Origin of the sequence: Streptomyces sp. NPDC001292 (genome assembly GCF_042896465.1) — a bacterium.
GTDB lineage: Bacteria > Actinomycetota > Actinomycetes > Streptomycetales > Streptomycetaceae > Streptomyces.
This window is the reverse complement of record NZ_JBIAXG010000007.1, coordinates 65,086-81,980: the sequence shown is the minus strand read 5'-3', so window position 1 is coordinate 81,980 and position 16,895 is coordinate 65,086. Positions and strand designations below refer to the sequence as shown.

The following is a 16,895-nucleotide window of genomic DNA, read 5'->3' as shown; positions in this document are numbered from 1 at the left end:
CACAGATCCGGATATGTACCTATGAAGTGTGAGGGAGATCGCATGAAGTCTCCGGTGTTCGAGGAAATCGACCCCGTGAGCGACTGCGACTGCCCCGGGTGCGCGCGCGGGCGTGGCCTGTCCTGCTCCCCGGCCGCCCGCACCCCGGTCCGTCCGGCCGCCGCGCACCGCGCGCTGGTCGTGGCGGCCGTCACCGCCGTGGCCCTCGGCGCGGGCCAGGCGGTACCGGCGGCGGCAGCCACCCACACCGCCGACCGGCCGCCCGGGCCATCGGCCGACGAGCCCCCGGCCGGCGAGCCCGAGACCCCGCAGGGCGAGGTGGGCGCGCTGTTCGGGCCGGGCGGGCCGGAGCCGGCCGAGGCGGGGGAGCAGGCCGCGATCGGCGCCATCACCCGGTCCCAGATCGTCGGCCGGGCCAAGAAGTGGCTGGACGCCCGGGTGCCGTACAACATGAACCGCTATTGGCGCGACGGATACCGCCAGGACTGCTCGGGGTTCGTCTCGATGGCCTGGAACCTGCCGCGCAACGAGTGGACCGGCAGCCTCGGCCGGTACGCGGTGCGGATCACCAGGGAGCAGCTCCAACCCGGCGACATCCTGCTCTTCCACAACCCCGACAACCCTCAGAAGGGCTCACACGTGGTGCTCTTCGGCGGCTGGACCGACCACCGGCACACCTCCTACATCGCCTACGAGCAGGTGCCGCGGCACACCCGCCGCAAGGCCACCCCGTACGCCTACTGGACCAACTCCAAGCGGTACGTCCCCTACCGCTACAAGGGCCTGACCCGGGGCGCGGCCGGTCCCGCCGCGGCGTCGTCCGCGGCGTACCCGGGAGCGGCGTACTTCGGCCCCGGCGCCAACAACCCCCATGTCACCCGGCTCGGCCGGATGCTCGCCGCCCGCGGCGGCGCCTCCTACTACGCCAAGGGGCCCGGCTCGCGCTGGTCGGAGGCGGACCGGCGGGCCACCCAGGCCTTCCAGCGGGCCCAGGGCTGGACCGGGGCGGCCGCGGACGGGCTGCCGGGGCCGGGGACGTGGCGGCTGCTGGTGACCGGGAAGGGCAAGGACATCAGGGCCGCGGCCCCCGCCTCGCACGGGGTGCCCGGCTACCCGGGACGGGGGATGTTCCGGCCCGGCGCCGACAACCGGTACGTCACCGAGCTGGGCCGGCAGCTGGTGAAGAAGGGGTACGGCCGGTTCTACCCGAACGGGCCGGGGCCGCGCTGGTCGGACGCGGACCGGCGGGCCGTCGAGGCCTTCCAGCGCGCCCAGGGCTGGCGGGGCGGCGCGGCGGACGGCCGGCCGGGGCCCGAGACCTGGCGCCGGCTCTTCGCATGACCGCGGTCCCGGCAGGGCCGCCGACCCACCGTACAAACGTCTGAACCATCTGGCGCGGAGGCTGGAGACAGGTATGACTACGACCACGTCCCCCTCACCCGAATCCGACGGGTGCGAGGCCACGATCCCCATCGACGTCCGGGCGGTCCGCTGCGGCCCCCGGCTCATCCAGAACGAGGTGACCAAGGAGATCCCCGTCCACCTGCTGTTCCGTGACGAACCCCAACCGGCCCCCGTGCCGGTCCGGTCCGCGGTGGTGGGCAGCAGGAGGGGCACCGGCGAGCAGCCGCGGCCGGGGCGCGGGCGCCGGGCTCCCGCGCCGGCCCGCCCGGTGCCGGAGATGGACCCCGACCTGGTGGAGCACCCGGCGCCGGTGCTGCCCGGGGCGGCCGGGGTGCTGGCGGGGGCCTGCGGGGCGGCGGGCTGTGTGCTCACCTCGTGGTGGGCCGGGGGGCTGCCGGACATCGCGGCTGAGGCGCTGCGGCTGCCGGCGTCCGCGGGCACCGGACTCGGCGGGGCGCAGTGGGCCGCCTACGCCGGGGCGGGAGCGCTCGCCCTGTTCGGCTTCGGCGGGCTGGCCCGGGGCCGGACCGGGCGGGCCTGGGTGCTCGGCCTGTTCGGCCGCTACCGGGGGACCGTCCGGCGCACCGGGCTGCTGTGGCTCAACCCGCTGATGCCGCGCCGCCGGATCGACGTCCGGCTGCGGCACTGGCGCAGCGAGCCGATGCCGGCCGCCGCCGCGGGCGGGGTCGCGCTGCGGGTGGTGGTGCTGGTGGTGTGGCGGGTGCGGGACACCGCGCGGGCCACGCTCGGGATCGACGACCACGAGAGGTACCTGCGCGGGTGCGTCGAGGCGGCGCTGGCCCGGGTGCCGGTGGACCCGCCGGGCGGTGCGCGGGAAGCGACCGGCACCGCGGACACGCTGACCCGGCTGGTGACGCGGGAGGTGGCGCCGGTCGGGCTCGAGGTGTTCTCGGTCCAGCCGGTCCGGGTCGAGTACGCGCCGGAGGTCGCCGCCGCCATGCACCGGCGCAGCGTCGCCGCACTGGACGCGCAGCACCGGGCGAGCATGCTGACCTCGGTGGTGGACTCGGTGGAGGACACGGTGACCCGGCTGACCACCAGGGGTCTGGTCGACCTCGACGACTACGAACGCAAGCTGCTGGTGCGGGACTTGACGGTGGCGTTCTGCGCGGGAGGCCGGGAACCGGGGCCGTGACGGGGACGGGGGAGGGCGTGTCTTTGGTATGGACATGTTCAAGTAACGGCAATAGCCTGAACTTGGTCTAGACCTGCACAGCTCACTGAACCTCCCCCACGTCTCCAGGAGCGGCAGTATGCGCACCAAGGCCAAGATCTCCGCAGCCGTGCTCGGGCTCACGACCGCCGGAGCCTTCGTGCTCTCCACCGGCGGCGCGAGCAGCCACGGCTACACCGACCTGCCCATCAGCCGGCAGAAGCTCTGCGCCAACGGAACCGTCGCCGACTGCGGCGCCATCCAGTGGGAGCCGCAGAGCGTCGAGGGCCCGAAGGGCTTCCCGGCCTCCGGGGCGGCAGACGGGCAGCTCTGTTCCGGGAACAACACCCGGTTCAGCCAGCTCGACAGCCCCAGGACCCCCTCGGGGGGCGCATGGCCGACCACCGAGGTCGACGGCGGCCAGAGCTACACCTTCCGCTGGCAGTTCACGGCCATGCACGCCACGACGGACTTCAAGTACTACGTGACCAAGCAGGGCTGGAACCAGAACCACGCCCTGACCCGCGCCGACCTCGACACGACCCCGTTCCTGACGGTGCCCTACGGCGGACAGCGCCCGCCGGCCACCCTCAGCCACAGCGGCACCCTGCCCCCCGGGCTGAGCGGCCACCACGTCATCCTCGCGGTCTGGACGATCGCCGACACGGGCAACGCGTTCTACGCCTGCTCCGACGTCACGTTCTGAGCGTGGGTCTGAGCACCCCCCGAGCCACTGGACCGGCCGGCGTGGGGGATTCCCCCCACGCCGGCCGGTCACGGCGGCGCCGGAGTTCGGGGACCTCATGGAAGCGATGTTCTACGTCGTGCCCGGTTCCATCATGGCCGTGGCCCTGACCATGGCATTCGTGGCCGTCCGCCACACGCTGCGGCTCAGGCGCGCCTGGCGGAGCGGGCTGACCGCCGACGCGTTGCCTGCGGATGTTCACCACGGCGCGCGACGGCGGTGACTCCCACGTCCGCACCCGCCTGCACCACGTGTACGAGTTCACCGCCCGTGACGGCCGCCAGGTCCCGGTCGAGGAGCAAAACGGCCCGGCGGCGGTCGTCGAAGGCGACATCGTGCCGGTGTACCACACCGACGGCCGCGAGGTGTTCGCCACCGCCCGCCCGCCGAACGTGGCCCGCGACGCGGCCGGACTGGCCGCCACCCTGGCGTTCCTCGGCCTGGTCGTGGGCTTCGGCGTCGGCTTCGTGATCACGTACGACGAGATGGCCCGCGTGTGACCGCGTGCGGAACAGGCCGAAGGGGCCCTCGTGATCACGAAGGCCCCTTCATCTGTGCGCCGCCAGGGACTCGAACCCCGGACCCGCTGATTAAGAGTCAGCTGCTCTAACCAACTGAGCTAGCGGCGCATGAATCCCGCCGTCCGCTCCCCGCGGCCGACGACAAAGAAAATACTACCTGGTCCCCGGGGGTGCTTCGACCACCCCGGAGGCCGGGGGCGCCGGGGTGGCCCGGAAGGCCGCCGGCGCCCCCGGAGCGGCCCCTACAGAACGGCGCCCAGGAACTCCCGGGTGCGCTCGTGGTCGGGGTCGCCGAAGAGCTTCTCCGGCGGTCCGGACTCGATCACCTGGCCCGAGTCGAACATCAGCACCTGGTCGGAGATGTCCCGGGCGAAGTTCATCTCGTGGGTCACGCACAGCAGCGTGATGTCGGTGGTGTGCGCGATCTCCCTCAGCAGGTCGAGCACTCCGGCCACCAGCTCCGGGTCCAGGGCCGAGGTCACCTCGTCGAGGAGCAGGATCTCCGGCCGCATGGCGAGTGCCCGGGCGATCGCCACCCGCTGCTGCTGGCCGCCGGACAGCTGCGCCGGATGGGCGTCGATCTTGTCCGCCAGCCCCACGAGGTCGAGGAGTTCACGTGCCCGCTCCTCCGCCTCCTCGCGGCCGAGGCCGAGCACGTTGACGGGCGCCTCCGTGATGTTCTGGAGCACCTTCATGTTCGGGAACAGGTTGAACTGCTGGAAGACCATCCCGATCTTCCTGCGGATCCTGCGCAGGTGCCTCTCGTTCGCCACCCGCAGGGTCCCGTCCGGGCCGGGCATGTGGGACAGCGGCTCGCCGTCCACGTGGATCACGCCGTCGCTGACGCGCTCCAGCGTCATCAGCAGCCGCAGGATGGTCGTCTTCCCCGAGCCGCTCGGCCCGATCAGCGTCACGTGCTCACCGCGCTGGAGGGCGAAGTCCAGCCGGTCGAGCACGACATGATCGCCGAAGCGCTTGACCACCTGGTCGAAGCGCACCAGATCCGCGGGCGGCGCGTCCGGGGTCACGTTCTCGGGCGCCTGCGGCGGCGTCTTCTGCAAAGGGTCAGTGGCCAAGGCGCTTCTCCAGCTTTCTCATCAGAAGCGAGGTCGGGTAGCTTGCCGCCAGGAAGAACAGGCCCGCGAGGGTGAACGTCTCGGCGTAGGTGAAGTGGTCCGCGCCGTACTCGCGGGCCTTGGCGACCATCTCCTGGACCGTGATGACGGCCAGGAACGGGGTCTCCTTGAACATCGAGATGCCGTAGTTGCCCAGCGCCGGCAGCACCTTGCGCACCGCCTGCGGCAGGATCACCGCCTGCCAGGTGCGGCGCGGCGACATGGACAGCGCCCGGCAGGCCTCCCACTGGCCCTTCGGCACGGCGTCGATGCCCGCCCGGTACACCTCCGACAGGTAGGAGGCGTAGTGGATGCCGAGCACCGCGACGCCGATGGTCAGCGGGTCCACCGTGTTGAAGACCGCGTAGGCGCCGACCAGCTGCACCAGCAGCGGGGTGGACCGCACGAACTCGGTGACCGCCCGCACCGGCACGGTGACCAGCCGGGCCGGCACCCGTCCGGCCACGGCCACGAGCAGGCCGAGGACGGCGGCCACCGCGGTGCCGAGGACCGTGGCCAGCAGCGTGGTCAGAAAGCCGTGCCACAGCAGCGGCAGCGAGTCGCGGACCGCGCCCCAGTCCCAGTCGTAGCTCACGACGCACCTCCCGCCATCTCGGGTTCGCGCTCCGGTTCGGCGCTGCGGCGGCGCAACAGGGAGCGCGGGTCCGTCCGCAGGCCGAGCCGGGCCTTGGCGTGCCGCTCCAGGGCGTTCATCAGCAGGGTCAGCGCGTAGGCGAGGACGAAGTAGATCACCAGCAGGGTCAGATAGGCCCACGTGGTCGCGCCGGTGCGGTCACGCATCTGCTGGACCACCGTCGTCAGGTCGGCCGCGGAGATCAGCCACAGCAGCGGGGTGCACTTCAGCAGCTGGATCAGCAGGTTCGCGAACGAGGGGATCATCTGCACCCACGCCTGCGGCAGGATCACCCGGCGCATGCGTTGCAGCGGCGTCATGTTCAGCGCGACGGCGGCCTCCCACTGCGCCTTGGGCACGGCGTTCAGCGCGCCGCGCACCACCTCGGATCCGTAGGCGCCGTAGTTCATGCCGAACGCCACCACACCGCAGAACAGCGGTGACAGCTCGTACCCGGACAGCAGCGGGAACGCGTAGTACAGCCAGAACAGCTGGACGTAGAGCGAGGTGCCGCGGAGGAACTCCACGACCACCCGTGAGACACCCCGCGCGAGCAGGAGCCTGCTGTTCGCGGCGAAGCCGAACACGAAGGACAGGGCGAGCGCGACGGCCGAGCCGAGGACCGTGGCCTCGACCGTCACAAGGAGCCCCGACCACACGTCGGAGATGTGGTCGAAGAAGTACGTGTAGAAGTCACCCATGGACAGGCGTCCCCGTCAGCCCTTGCACAGGTCGGCGGTCTTCAGGTCCGCCGGCGGGATCGTGTCCTTGCCGAATCCGTACTCTCCGACGAGCCGCACGTACCGGCCCGGATCCGAGGTGATCTTCTTCAGCTGCTCGTTGAAGGCGTCGCGGAGCTCCTCGCCGCCCTTGCGGAAGACGGCGCCACCCGGGCTGTACTGCTTCACGCCGTCGACCACCGGCACGAAGGACTCGGTGACCTCCACCTTCGGGTTGGTCCTGGCCAGCCAGCGCAGCGAGATGCCCGTCAGCACGAAGGCGTCGATCCTGCCCTGCGCGACCGCGTCCGCGCCGTCCTGCGGCTTCTGCAGCGTCCGTATGCCGCTCTCGGAGATCCCGGCGGCGGTGACGTAGCCCTTCTCCACCGCGCCCGACATCACGCCTATGGCCGCCCCGGCCGCCTTGGCGGAGGCGAGGTCGGTCAGCTTCTTCGGGTTGCCCTTCTTCACCATCATCGCGGTGGGCGAGACGAACTCGGGCTCGGAGAACAGGGCCTTTCGGCAGCGCTCCGGGATGATGGCCATGCCCGCGCTGATCACGTCGTACTTGCCGGCCTGGAGTCCGGGGATCAGCCCGTCCCACTCGGAGAAGGTCGGCCGCAGCTCGTCCACCCCCAGGGCCTTGAAGATCTCCCTGTGCAGCGTCGGTGCCTCGCCCTTGAGCTGCCCGCCCTCCTCGAAGCCGTACGGCGCCTCGTTGGCGTAGGCCACCTTCACATAGCCCTGCTTCTTCAGCTGTTCCAGCTTCGAGCCCTTGCCGTCGCCGCCGTCGGTCTTGCTGCACGCGGCCAGCAGCCCGGGGACGGTGAGCATGCCGCCCACGGCCGCCGTCCTGGTCAGAAAGCCCCGGCGGGACAGGTTTGGGAACTCGGACATGGACACTCACCCTCCAAGAGAGCCTCGTCGGCTCAGGCCCTTTGCGGATAGTGGTGGCGCCTGCCCGCTCTCCGTCGTCTATGCGGGTGGACTTGGGGATGTAATCCAACGGTGTCCCGGGGGAGACCGTTCCGTGTCCGGACGGAGAGGTGCGGGGCGGGTGTGAACTCCCGTGCCTCAGGGCAGACAGGCCCCAGAGCTGCGAGGAGGCGCCATGGCGGAACGCCACGTCGAAGTCGCGCTGGAAAAGCGCGGAATCCGGTGCACGGCACGGCTGCTCGACGACCGGGCGCCGCTCACCTGCGCCGCGGTCTGGGACGCGCTCCCGCTGAGCGGGGACGTCTACCACGCGAAGTACGCGCGCAACGAGATCTACGCCCTCTTCGCGCCGTTCGCCCGGGCGGAGCCACCGCTGGAGAACCCGACGGTCACTCCGATCCCGGGCGATCTGTGCTACTTCTCGTTCGCCGGCGCCGAACTGGGCACGCAGGCCTACGGCTACGACCGTGTCCCCGGCGCCGGGCCGACGGTCGTGGACCTCGCCCTGTTCTACGAGCGCAACAACCTCCTGCTCAACGGGGACGTCGGCTGGGTGCCCGGCATCGTCTGGGGCCGGGTCACCGAGGGCCTGGACGCCATGGCCCAGGCCTGCAACGACCTGTGGCGCTCCGGCGCGGCGGGGGAGACCCTCACTTTCCGGCGGGCGTGAGCCGGGTCGCCAACCCCGCCTCGTACAACGCGTGGGCCGCCCGCAGCACCAGGTCGTCGCGGTGCCGCGCGGCCACGATCTGGAGGCCGACCGGCAGACCGTCCTCGTCCCTGCCCACGGGCACGGACGCCGCCGGCTGCTGGGTCATGTTGAACGGGTACGTGAACGGTGTCCACCCGGTCCAGCGCCGGTGCCCCGAACCCCTCGGCACCTCCGCGCCCGCCTCGAACGCCGTGATCGGCAGGGTCGGCGTGACCAGCAGGTCGTAGCTCTCGTGGAAGTGGCCCATGGTGCGGCCGAGTTCCATGCGCACGTCCACGGCGGCCAGGTAGTCCAGCGCCGACAGCCGGGCACCGGCCGCGCAGACCTCCCGCAGCCCCGGATCGAGCAACTCCCTCCGGTGGGGCCCCAGATGCTGGACGACACGGGCCGCGCCGCTGAACCACAGGGTGTGGAAGGCCTCCATCGGTTCGGCGAAGTCGGGGTCGCTCTCGGTGACGTACGCGCCGAGGTCCGCCAGCCCCGCCACCGCCCGGCGCACCGCCGTGGCGACCGCCGGGCGTACCGGCACCTGGCCGCCCAGGGACGGCGAGTAGGCGACCCGCAGCCCCCGTACCCCGCCCGCCAGGCCCTCCGTGAACGAGCCGGGGGCCGGGCCGAGCGCCGACCAGTCCCGCGCGTCGGGCACACCGATCACGTCGAGCAGCAGCGCCGCGTCCGCCGCGTCCCGGGTCATCGGCCCCACGTGCGACAGCGTGCCGAAGGCGCTGGGCGGATACAGCGGGACCCGGCCGTACGTGGGCTTCAGCCCGAAGATCCCGCACATCGCGGCCGGGATGCGCACACTGCCGCCGCCGTCCGTGCCCAGCGACAGCGGGCCCGCGCCGAGCGCCACGGCCGCCGCGCTGCCGCCGCTGGAGCCGCCGGCGGTGCGGGTCCGGTCGTGCGGGTTGCGGGTGACGCCGGTCAGCGGGGAGTCGGTGACGCCCTTCCAGCCGAACTCGGGGGTCGTGGTCTTGCCGAGGAAGACCGCGCCGTGCTCGCGCAGCCGGGCCACCGAAGGGGCGTCCTCCTCCCAACGGCCCTCCTCCGGCACGGTCCTGGAACCGCGCAGGGTCGGGTGGCCGCGCAGCAACAGGATGTCCTTGACGGTGACCGGCACCCCGTCCAGCAGCCCCGCCGGCCTTCCGCGCCGCCACCGGTCCTCCGACTCCCGGGCCCGTGCCAGGGCGTCCTCGGCGGTGATCCGGACGAACGCGTTCACCTCCGGCTGGACCCGCTCGGCCCGCTCCAGGGCCGCCCGGGTGGCCTCCACTGGGCTGAACTCGCCCTTGCGGTAGCCGTCGAGCAGTTCTCCCGCGGTCAGCTCGGTGAGCTCGGTCATCGCACCTCCAGACAGGGGTCAGTGTCCCGGTACGTATCCGCGCCGTTTGTCGACGACGTTCGGCAGCGGTTCGCCCGCCTCCCAGCGGCCGTACAGATCGACGAACTGGGCCGCCAGTTCGTCCCGCCAGCCGACCGTGTCACCGCTCATGTGCGGGGACACGACCAGGCCCGGCACCCGCCACAACGGGCTGTCGGGGGTGAGGGGTTCGCACTGGAAGACGTCCAGGGCGGCGCCCGCGATACAGCGGTCCGTGAGCGCCCGGACGAGCGCTTCCTCGTCGACGAGCTGCCCCCGGCCGACGTTGACGAAGCGTGCCGAGGGCTGCATGAGGCCGAACCGGCGGGCGTCGAACATGCCGCAGGTCTCCTCGGTCAGCGGGGCCGCCGCGATCACCCAGTCGGCGCGGGCGACGAGCCGGTCCAGGTCCTCCGGGCCGTGCACTCCGGCGCGCGCGGCGCGGCCGACGACGGCCGCCCGCACCCCCAGCGCGCCCAGCGTGCGGGCGATCGCCCGGCCGATCGGCCCGGAGCCCACGACACACACGCGCGTACCGGCCACCCGCTGCGACTCGCGGTGCCGCCACCGCCCCTCACGCTGGAACTCCAGGGTCCGCGGCAGGTCCTTGGCCATGGCGAGGACGAGCGCGGCGACGTACTCGGCGATCGGCTCGTCGAACACGCCCCGCGCGTTGGTCACCACCGTGCCGGACGCCGCGATCTCAGGACAGATCAGATGGTCCACGCCCGCGCTCGCCGTGTGCACCCAGCGCGGCCGCGGCCCCTCGCCCGGCCAGGCCTCCCGCACCGCGGTGGAGGTGAAGTCCCACACGAGCAGCACGTCCGCCTCGGGCAGCCGCGCGGCCAGCCCGGCCGCGTCCGTGCGCACGATCCGGGCGCGGCCGGTGAGCCGGCCCAGACGCGGCGGCGGATCGGCGTCCAGGACGAGCAGGACGGGGACACTCATGGCGAGCCGTTTCTCGTAAGGGGCGGCCGTCTGACGTGCACGGATTGACCACGCTCGCACCCGAACCTACCTTCGTCAACACGGGCGCCCGTACGGACGGTTGATCAGTGCTGTCCCACCGTGTCGTTCACCTTGCCGTCAGTGCCGCCCATCCGTCTCCCTCCCGTGAGGCAGGTGTCTGCCATGGACGCCACGAACGACATGAACGGCATGGGGATCTCCTTCCTCGGCGGCCCGTGCCCACAGCGCGGTGTCGGGGTCGTCGCCCCCTTCGACTTCGCGCTGGACCGCGAGCTGTGGCGCTGGGTGCCGGACGAGGTCTCGCTCCATCTGACCCGGACGCCGTTCGTGCCGGTGGAGGTGAGCCTGGACCTGGCGCGGCTGGTCAGCGAGCACCAGACGCTCGACGCCGCGGTGCGCACCCTGACCGCCGTCGCGCCCGAGGTCGTCGCCTACGCCTGCGCCTCGGGCAGCTTCGTCGGCGGGATCGCCGGCGAGCGCGCCATGTGCGCGGCGATGACACGGGCGGGCGCGGTCGCCGCGGTGACCACGTCCGGGGCACTGCTGGAGGCGCTCGCGGAACTCGGCACCCGGCGGGTGGCGCTGGTGACCCCGTACACGGTGTCCTTGACACGCTCGCTGCAGGACTTTCTGGCCGAGGCGGGCGTCACCGTCACCGGATACGCCTACATGGGGCTGACCCGGCACATCTGGAAGGTGCCGTACCGCGGTGTGGTCGACATGGCGCGCCGGGCCGCGCGCCGCAACCACCCGCAGGCGCTCTTCCTGTCCTGCACGAACCTGCCCACCTACGACGTGATCCCGCAGCTGGAGGCCGAACTGCGCATACCGGTGATCTCGGCCAACCAGGTCACGATGTGGGCTGCCCTGCGCCGGCTGGGTACCCGAGCCGTGGGGCCGTACCAGGCGCTGGCGGCCGGTGTGCCTCCCGAGCCGCCCAGGCCGCGGGAGGGTGCCGGCGGCGCCTGGCCCGTACTGTCCGACGAACAGCAGGAAGGCAGGCCATGACCGCACTCGGATTCCTCTACCCGGGCCACTCCGCAGAGGACGACTATCCGCGCATCGAGCAGCTCCTGGGCAGCGACATCCGGGTGGACCTGGTCCACACCGACATCGGCGAGGACGCGCACCGGGTGGACGCGCTGTACGAGATGGGCGCGCCCGAGCGGCTCGCACAGGGCGTGCAGGGGCTGCGGCTGTCCGGAGTGGAGGCGGTGGTGTGGGCGTGCACCAGCGGCAGCTTCGTACGCGGCTGGCAGGGCGCGCACGAGCAGGTCCGCGCGCTGGCCCGGGCGGCGGGCATGCCGGCCTCCTCCACCTCCTTCGCCTTCGTACACGCGGCGGCCGAGATCGGTGCCCGCCGGGTCGCGGTCGCGGCGACCTACCCCAAGGACGTCACCAGCCTGTTCACGGACTTCCTGCACGCCGGGCGGGTGGAGGTGGCCGCCGCCCGCAGCGCCGGGATCGTCACCGCGGCCGAGGTGGCCACCTGGGGCGAGCCGGAGATCCTGGCCCTGGCGCGGGACGCGGACGTCCCCGAGGCGGACGCGGTCCTGCTGCCCGACACCGCCCTGCACACGGCGTCCCACCTGCCCGCCCTGGAGAAGCACCTCGGCAAGCCCGTCCTCACGGCGAACCAGGTGACCGTCTGGGAGGCGCTGCGGCTCACCGACCGCCGTGTCAACGCGCCCGCTCTGGGCGCGCTGTTCACGCGGGAGCCGATCGTCCAGGTGTGACACCGGCGCGGTTGCGGTCCCCGTCGCGCGGGCGGACCCTGGAAGTGTCCGGCGGTGCAGCGAGAACGCCCGGGGCCCGGGACGACCGACGCCCCCGCCCACCTGTGTCATCCCCCTGGTTGGTGTCCCCCGGCAACGGCCCGTCGTCGCCGCCGTCGTCCAGCGTTCGACGCGGAGGTGACCCAGGTGAAAGCCGTCGTCTACGAAAAGCCCTTCAACGTCACGGTGAGGGACGTCGACGATCCTCGGATCCAGCACCCGAACGATGTGATCGTACGGGTCACGTCCACCGCGATCTGCGGTTCCGACCTGCACATGTACGAGGGCCGCACGGCCGCCAAGGCGGGCATCGTCTTCGGCCACGAGAACCTCGGCATCGTCGAGGAGGTCGGCGACGGCGTGACGTCGCTGTCCCAGGGCGACCGGGTCGTGATGCCGTTCAACGTGGCCTGCGGGTTCTGCAAGAACTGCCTCGCCGGGAAGACGGGGTTCTGCCTGACGGTGAACCCCGGCTTCGCGGGAGGCGCCTACGGATACGTGGCGATGGGCCCCTACACCGGCGGCCAGGCCGAGCGGCTGAGGGTGCCGTTCGCCGACTTCAACTGTCTGAAGCTGCCGCCGGGTGACGAGTTCGAGACCGACTTCGTGCTGCTCGCCGACATCTTCCCGACCGGCTACCACGGGTGCGAGCTCGCCAAGGTGTCGCCAGGTGAGTCCGTCGCCGTCTTCGGTGCCGGTCCGGTGGGTCTGATGGCCGCCTACTCGGCGCTGCTGCGCGGCGCGTCGATGGTGTTCTCGGTCGACCGGGTGCCCGAGCGGCTCGCCAAGGCGGAGGAGATCGGGGCCATCCCCATCGACTTCACCGCGGGCGACCCGAGCGAGCAGATCAAGGAGATGACCAACGGCGAGGGCACCGACAAGGGTGTGGACGCCGTCGGCTACCAGGCCCAGTCGCACAAGGACGTCAGTCACGAGGAGCCCGCCGTCGTCCTCAACACGCTCGTCGAGACGGTACGGCCCACCGGCCTGCTCGGCATACCGGGGCTGTACGTGCCCTCCGACCCGGGCGGACCCGACGAGCACGCCAAGCATGGCCAGCTGCTGGTCTCCATCGGCAAGATGTTCGAGAAGGGGCAGCAGATGGGCACGGGCCAGTGCAATGTGAAGCAGTACAACCGCCAGCTGCGCGATCTGATCATCGCCGGGCGCGCCAAGCCCAGCTTCGTGGTCTCCCACGAGCTGCCGCTGGACCAGGCGCCCCAGGCGTACCAGAAGTTCGACAAGCGGATCGAGGGCTACACCAAGGTGGTCCTGCATCCGGGCCACGCGCTCGCGGCGTGAGCGCGGGCCGAGACAAGCCGTCGCAGGGAACCTCCGCCCCGGACTCCCCCGAGGTCCGGGGCGGAGCCCTGCGGCGGCTCGCCTCGTGTGAGCGAGACGGGTGGGTGGGAGAGGAACAAACGACAGCGGTGCCCTGTTGACGCCGGTCAGGAAAGTGAACGGTCAACCAGCTGGAGGCACCCGTGGCGGGAGACGAGATCAGGGGCACGGCACACGGGACCGCCCCGGTACCCCTGTCCGTACTGGACCTGGTGACCGTGGGCGCGGGGCACACCGCCGCCGACGCGCTGCGCACCAGCGTCGCCCTGTCGAGGACCGCGGAGACCCGCGGCTACCACCGCTACTGGGTCGCCGAGCACCACTCGATGCCGGGCGTCGCCTCCTCCTCACCGGCCGTGATCCTCGCCCATCTCGCAGCCCACACCGACCGCATCCGCCTCGGCTCCGGCGGCGTCATGCTGCCCAACCACGCCCCGCTGGTCATCGCGGAGCAGTTCGGCACCCTGGAGGCCATGGCGCCCGGCCGTGTCGACCTGGGCCTCGGCCGCGCCCCCGGCACGGACGGCGCCACCGCCGCCGCCCTGCGCCGCACCGACCACCTCGACCGGAGCGCCGACGACTTCCCCCAGCAGCTCGCCGAGCTGATCCGCTTCCTGGACGACGACTTCCCGGACGGCCACCCCTACCGCCGCATCCACGCCGTCCCCGGCCCGGTCCAGGCCACCTCTGCGGGTGGCGTGCAGTCCCGGCACCGCCCGCCGGTCTGGCTGCTCGGCTCCTCCGGCTTCAGCGCCCGCCTGGCCGGAACGCTCGGCCTGCCGTTCGCCTTCGCCCACCACTTCTCCGCGCAGAACACCATCCCGGCCCTCGACCTCTACCGCGACTCGTTCCGCCCGAGCGCGGTGCTGGACGCGCCGTACGCCCTCATCGGCGTCGCGGCCCTCGCCACCGAGGAGGAGCGCGAGGCGCGCCGCCAGGTGCTGGCCGCGGCTCTGAACATGGTCCGGCTGCGCACCGGCCGCCCCGGCCTCGTGCCCACCCCCGAGGAGGCGGAGGCGTACGAATTCAGCCCGACGGAGCGGGAGTTCGTCGAATCCTGGAACGCCAACGTCGTCCACGGCACCCCCGACGAGGTCCGCTCCGGCCTCGACGACCTGCAAAAGCGCACCGGCGCCGACGAGTTGATGATCACAAGCAACGCGCACAGCGGCGCCGTACGCCTGCGCAGCTACGAACTCATCGCGGACGCCTACGGACTGCCGGCAAACGCCCAGCCGCTGCCCCGCGACTGAGCGAACTCGACTCCGGCCAGGCTGAGCGCGTTCAGCTCCGGCCGGCTGAGCGGGTTCAGCCCCGCCCGCAGGCTCGGCCGTCCAGCAGCTCGGAGATGCGGTCGGGCGACACCGGCCGGGAGTACAGCCACCCCTGCCCGGTGTCGCAGCCGATCCGGCGCAGCCTGCTCGCCTGGTCGGACGTCTCCACGCACTCCGCGGTGACGGTCAGCCCCAGCCGGTGGGCGAGCTGGATCATCGCCTCGACGATGACCTCGTCCGCGGGGCTCGGCCGGCTTGCCGCGCCCTCCGGCTCCTCGTGCTGGAACCCCCGTACGAAGGAGCCGTCCAGCTTCAGCGCCGACACCGGCAGGCGGCTGAGGTAGGCGAGGTTGGAGTACCCGGTGCCGAAGTCGTCGATGGCGATGTGCACGCCCATGTCGCTCAGGGACCGTAGGGCCTCGAGCGGCCGGCCGGCCGAGCCCATCACGGCAGACTCGGTCAGCTCCAGCTGGAGCAGGTGCGGTGCCAGCCCGGTCTCGGCGAGCACCTCGGCCACGTCCGCGACCAGGTCGGAGTCCCACACCTGGCGGACGGCCACGTTGACGCTGACGAAGATCGGCGGCTCGTCCGGGTGGTCCAGCTGCCAGCGACGGGCCTGGCCGCAGGCGGTGGCCAGGACCCAGCGGCCCAGCGGCACGATCGAGCCGTCCTCCTCCGCCAGCGCGATGAACCGATTCGGCGTCAGCGTGCCGAACTGCGGGTGGCGCCAGCGGACGAGGGCCTCGACCCCGCGCAGCCGCCCGTCCTCCATGCCGACCAGCGGCTGGTACTCCAGGGCGAACTCGCCGCGTTCGACGGCCGCGCGCAGCGTGGAGACCAGGGCCTGACGGGTCATCCGGTGCGCGTTGCGCTCGGGGTCGAACAGGGTCCAGCGGGCCTTGCCGTCCGCCTTCGCCCAGTACAGCGTCGTGTCGGCGGCCTGCATCAGCGCGGTGGCCGACGACCCGGCCGCGTGCCGCTCGACCACGCCGATGGACGCGGACACCGACAGGCGCCGGCCGGCGACATCGAAGGGTTCCTGAAGGGCCGAGAGCACCGACTCGGCCAGCTCGGCGAGCTGCTCGGTGCCGGTCGAGTCCTCGACGAGCAGCGCGAACTCGTCGCCGCCGAGCCTGGCCACCAGCGGCGTGCTCGTCCGGCCGTGACCGGCGTCGTCCGCGCACCGGGTCAGCCGCTCGGCCACCGCGGCGAGCAGCCGGTCGCCGACGCGGTGGCCGAGGGTGTCGTTGACCGCCTTGAAGCCGTCGAGATCCAGGTAGCACAGGCCGACCCGGCCGTTCCCGCCGCGCTCGTACGACTCCGTCTCCAGCGCGGCCGACAGGCGCTCGAAGAACAGGGTGCGGTTGGGCAGCCGGGTCACCGGGTCGTGGTTCTTCAAGTGCCGCAGCCGGGCCTGGAGTTCACGTCGGGCGCTGATGTCGGCCACGGACAGCAGCACGCCCGGGGAACCGGGCGTCAGGGGTGCGACCGTGACCTGGACCCACAGCCGGTGGCCGTCGGGGTGCTTGAGCCTGCGGGCGCAGCGCAGCCGGGCCTGCCGGCCGCGCAGCACCTCGGCGTAGGCGTGCCGGGTGCGGGCGTCGGAGGCCAGGTCCACCAGATCGGCGGCGGGCTGCCCGGCCAGCTCGTCGGGTCCGGCGCCGAGGAGCGCGCCGAAGGTGTCGTTGGCGCTGACGACCAGGCCTTCGTGGTCGACGACGGCCATCGCCAGCGGCGCCGCGGAGAAGGCGGAACGGAAGGGGCGCTCCGCCCCGGTGGCCGGGCCGGATTCCGAAACGGCGTTCGGGGCGGCGCTCAGGGTGGATTCGGCGGCCGGTTCCAGGGCGGAGGCCGGGACCGGTTCCGGGAGGGATTCCGGGGCTGGCTCCGGGGCGGTGCAGGCCGGTGGTGGTGCGGACCCGAGCAGGTCCACGACAGCGGGCGCGGGTTCGGCCAGGACGGTGAATCGGTGGGCGGCGGGAGCCGGTTCCGCCATCGGGGTGAGGCCGTGGGTGGACAGGAACTCGGCGGGACCGGTGCCGGAGGGCGTGGGCGCGGTGGGGGCGACGGCCCGCTCGGCGGCGGCGGCCGCGACCGGGTCCGTACCCGGAGGCCTCGTGGCGTCACTCTCCGTGACAGTAGGTCGGATGAGGTCTGCCGCGGGCGTCGGCCCTTCGGACGTTCCGCTCACCGCTCGCTCCCGCAGTGCACTCGGT

General features: G+C 72.4%; 17 protein-coding genes and 1 tRNA gene. 10 read left to right on the top strand and 8 right to left on the bottom strand.

Going from position 1 to position 16,895, the window contains the following annotated elements; translation table 11 throughout:
- Positions 1–42: 42 nt before the first annotated feature.
- The 5 genes from ACFY4A_RS10750 (at position 43) to ACFY4A_RS10730 (ending at position 3,823) form a co-directional block, all read left to right on the top strand.
- Positions 43–1,341: a peptidoglycan-binding protein gene (locus ACFY4A_RS10750; protein ID WP_390829061.1), complete on the top strand. Its 1,299-nt coding sequence runs from the start codon at positions 43–45 to the stop codon at positions 1,339–1,341.
- A gap of 73 nt (positions 1,342–1,414) precedes the next feature.
- Complete coding sequence (locus ACFY4A_RS10745) at positions 1,415–2,560, top strand: SPFH domain-containing protein (protein WP_390829060.1); 1,146 nt, start codon at positions 1,415–1,417, stop codon at positions 2,558–2,560.
- A 118-nt stretch (positions 2,561–2,678) separates the two neighbouring features.
- Positions 2,679–3,284, top strand: a complete 606-nt coding sequence (locus tag ACFY4A_RS10740) for a lytic polysaccharide monooxygenase (protein WP_390829059.1) — start codon at positions 2,679–2,681, stop codon at positions 3,282–3,284.
- A gap of 97 nt (positions 3,285–3,381) precedes the next feature.
- Positions 3,382–3,546 (top strand): hypothetical protein, encoded by a 165-nt coding sequence (locus ACFY4A_RS10735; protein WP_390829058.1) that lies wholly within the window; start codon positions 3,382–3,384, stop codon positions 3,544–3,546.
- On the top strand, positions 3,518–3,823 hold the full coding sequence (locus ACFY4A_RS10730) for a hypothetical protein (protein WP_390829056.1): 306 nt from the start codon (positions 3,518–3,520) through the stop codon (positions 3,821–3,823). The genes ACFY4A_RS10735 and ACFY4A_RS10730 overlap by 29 nt, the downstream gene beginning before the upstream one ends.
- Positions 3,824–3,878: 55 nt before the next feature.
- Here the strand turns inward: ACFY4A_RS10730 and ACFY4A_RS10725 are convergent.
- The 5 genes from ACFY4A_RS10725 to ehuB all read right to left on the bottom strand — a co-directional run bounded on the left by ACFY4A_RS10725 (position 3,879) and on the right by ehuB (position 7,209).
- Positions 3,879–3,952: transfer RNA gene (locus ACFY4A_RS10725), tRNA-Lys, on the bottom strand.
- Positions 3,953–4,086: 134 nt separating this feature from the next.
- On the bottom strand, positions 4,087–4,920 hold the full coding sequence (gene ehuA / locus ACFY4A_RS10720) for an ectoine/hydroxyectoine ABC transporter ATP-binding protein EhuA (RefSeq protein WP_390829055.1): 834 nt from the start codon (positions 4,918–4,920) through the stop codon (positions 4,087–4,089).
- Positions 4,910–5,554, bottom strand: coding sequence for an ectoine/hydroxyectoine ABC transporter permease subunit EhuD (ehuD, locus tag ACFY4A_RS10715; RefSeq protein WP_390829054.1), 645 nt, complete (start codon positions 5,552–5,554; stop codon positions 4,910–4,912). The genes ehuA and ehuD overlap by 11 nt, the downstream gene beginning before the upstream one ends.
- On the bottom strand, positions 5,551–6,294 hold the full coding sequence (gene ehuC / locus ACFY4A_RS10710; RefSeq protein ID WP_390829053.1) for an ectoine/hydroxyectoine ABC transporter permease subunit EhuC: 744 nt from the start codon (positions 6,292–6,294) through the stop codon (positions 5,551–5,553). Before ehuC ends, ehuD begins: the two co-directional genes overlap by 4 nt.
- Before the next feature lie 15 nt (positions 6,295–6,309).
- The gene (ehuB, locus tag ACFY4A_RS10705; protein ID WP_390829052.1) at positions 6,310–7,209 is read right to left on the bottom strand and encodes an ectoine/hydroxyectoine ABC transporter substrate-binding protein EhuB; all 900 of its coding nucleotides are present in this window, start codon (positions 7,207–7,209) and stop codon (positions 6,310–6,312) included.
- Positions 7,210–7,423: 214 nt separating this feature from the next.
- Here ehuB and ACFY4A_RS10700 point away from each other — a divergent pair, with 214 nt between their 5' ends.
- Entirely contained in the window at positions 7,424–7,918 is a 495-nt protein-coding gene (locus ACFY4A_RS10700) for a DUF3830 family protein (RefSeq protein ID WP_390829051.1), read from the top strand.
- Here ACFY4A_RS10700 and ACFY4A_RS10695 read toward each other — a convergent pair.
- A complete protein-coding gene (locus ACFY4A_RS10695) occupies positions 7,899–9,302 on the bottom strand; it encodes an amidase (RefSeq protein ID WP_390829050.1) in 1,404 nt (467 codons plus the stop codon). The genes ACFY4A_RS10700 and ACFY4A_RS10695 overlap by 20 nt on opposite strands.
- Positions 9,303–9,320: 18 nt before the next feature.
- Positions 9,321–10,268, bottom strand: a complete 948-nt coding sequence (locus ACFY4A_RS10690) for a D-2-hydroxyacid dehydrogenase (RefSeq protein WP_390829049.1) — start codon at positions 10,266–10,268, stop codon at positions 9,321–9,323.
- Positions 10,269–10,478: 210 nt separating this feature from the next.
- Here ACFY4A_RS10690 and ACFY4A_RS10685 point away from each other — a divergent pair, with 210 nt between their 5' ends.
- The 4 genes from ACFY4A_RS10685 to ACFY4A_RS10670 all read left to right on the top strand — a co-directional run bounded on the left by ACFY4A_RS10685 (position 10,479) and on the right by ACFY4A_RS10670 (position 14,658).
- Positions 10,479–11,297, top strand: coding sequence for a decarboxylase (locus tag ACFY4A_RS10685; RefSeq protein ID WP_390829188.1), 819 nt, complete (start codon positions 10,479–10,481; stop codon positions 11,295–11,297).
- On the top strand, positions 11,294–12,025 hold the full coding sequence (locus ACFY4A_RS10680; protein ID WP_390829048.1) for an aspartate/glutamate racemase family protein: 732 nt from the start codon (positions 11,294–11,296) through the stop codon (positions 12,023–12,025). The genes ACFY4A_RS10685 and ACFY4A_RS10680 overlap by 4 nt, the downstream gene beginning before the upstream one ends.
- A 186-nt stretch (positions 12,026–12,211) precedes the next feature.
- Positions 12,212–13,366, top strand: a complete 1,155-nt coding sequence (locus ACFY4A_RS10675) for a glutathione-independent formaldehyde dehydrogenase (protein ID WP_390829047.1) — start codon at positions 12,212–12,214, stop codon at positions 13,364–13,366.
- Positions 13,367–13,548: 182 nt separating this feature from the next.
- The gene (locus tag ACFY4A_RS10670; protein WP_390829046.1) at positions 13,549–14,658 is read left to right on the top strand and encodes an LLM class flavin-dependent oxidoreductase; all 1,110 of its coding nucleotides are present in this window, start codon (positions 13,549–13,551) and stop codon (positions 14,656–14,658) included.
- 55 nt (positions 14,659–14,713) lie between these two features.
- Here ACFY4A_RS10670 and ACFY4A_RS10665 read toward each other — a convergent pair whose 3' ends face one another.
- Positions 14,714–16,870, bottom strand: coding sequence for an EAL domain-containing protein (locus ACFY4A_RS10665; RefSeq protein WP_390829045.1), 2,157 nt, complete (start codon positions 16,868–16,870; stop codon positions 14,714–14,716).
- Positions 16,871–16,895: the final 25 nt, after the last annotated feature.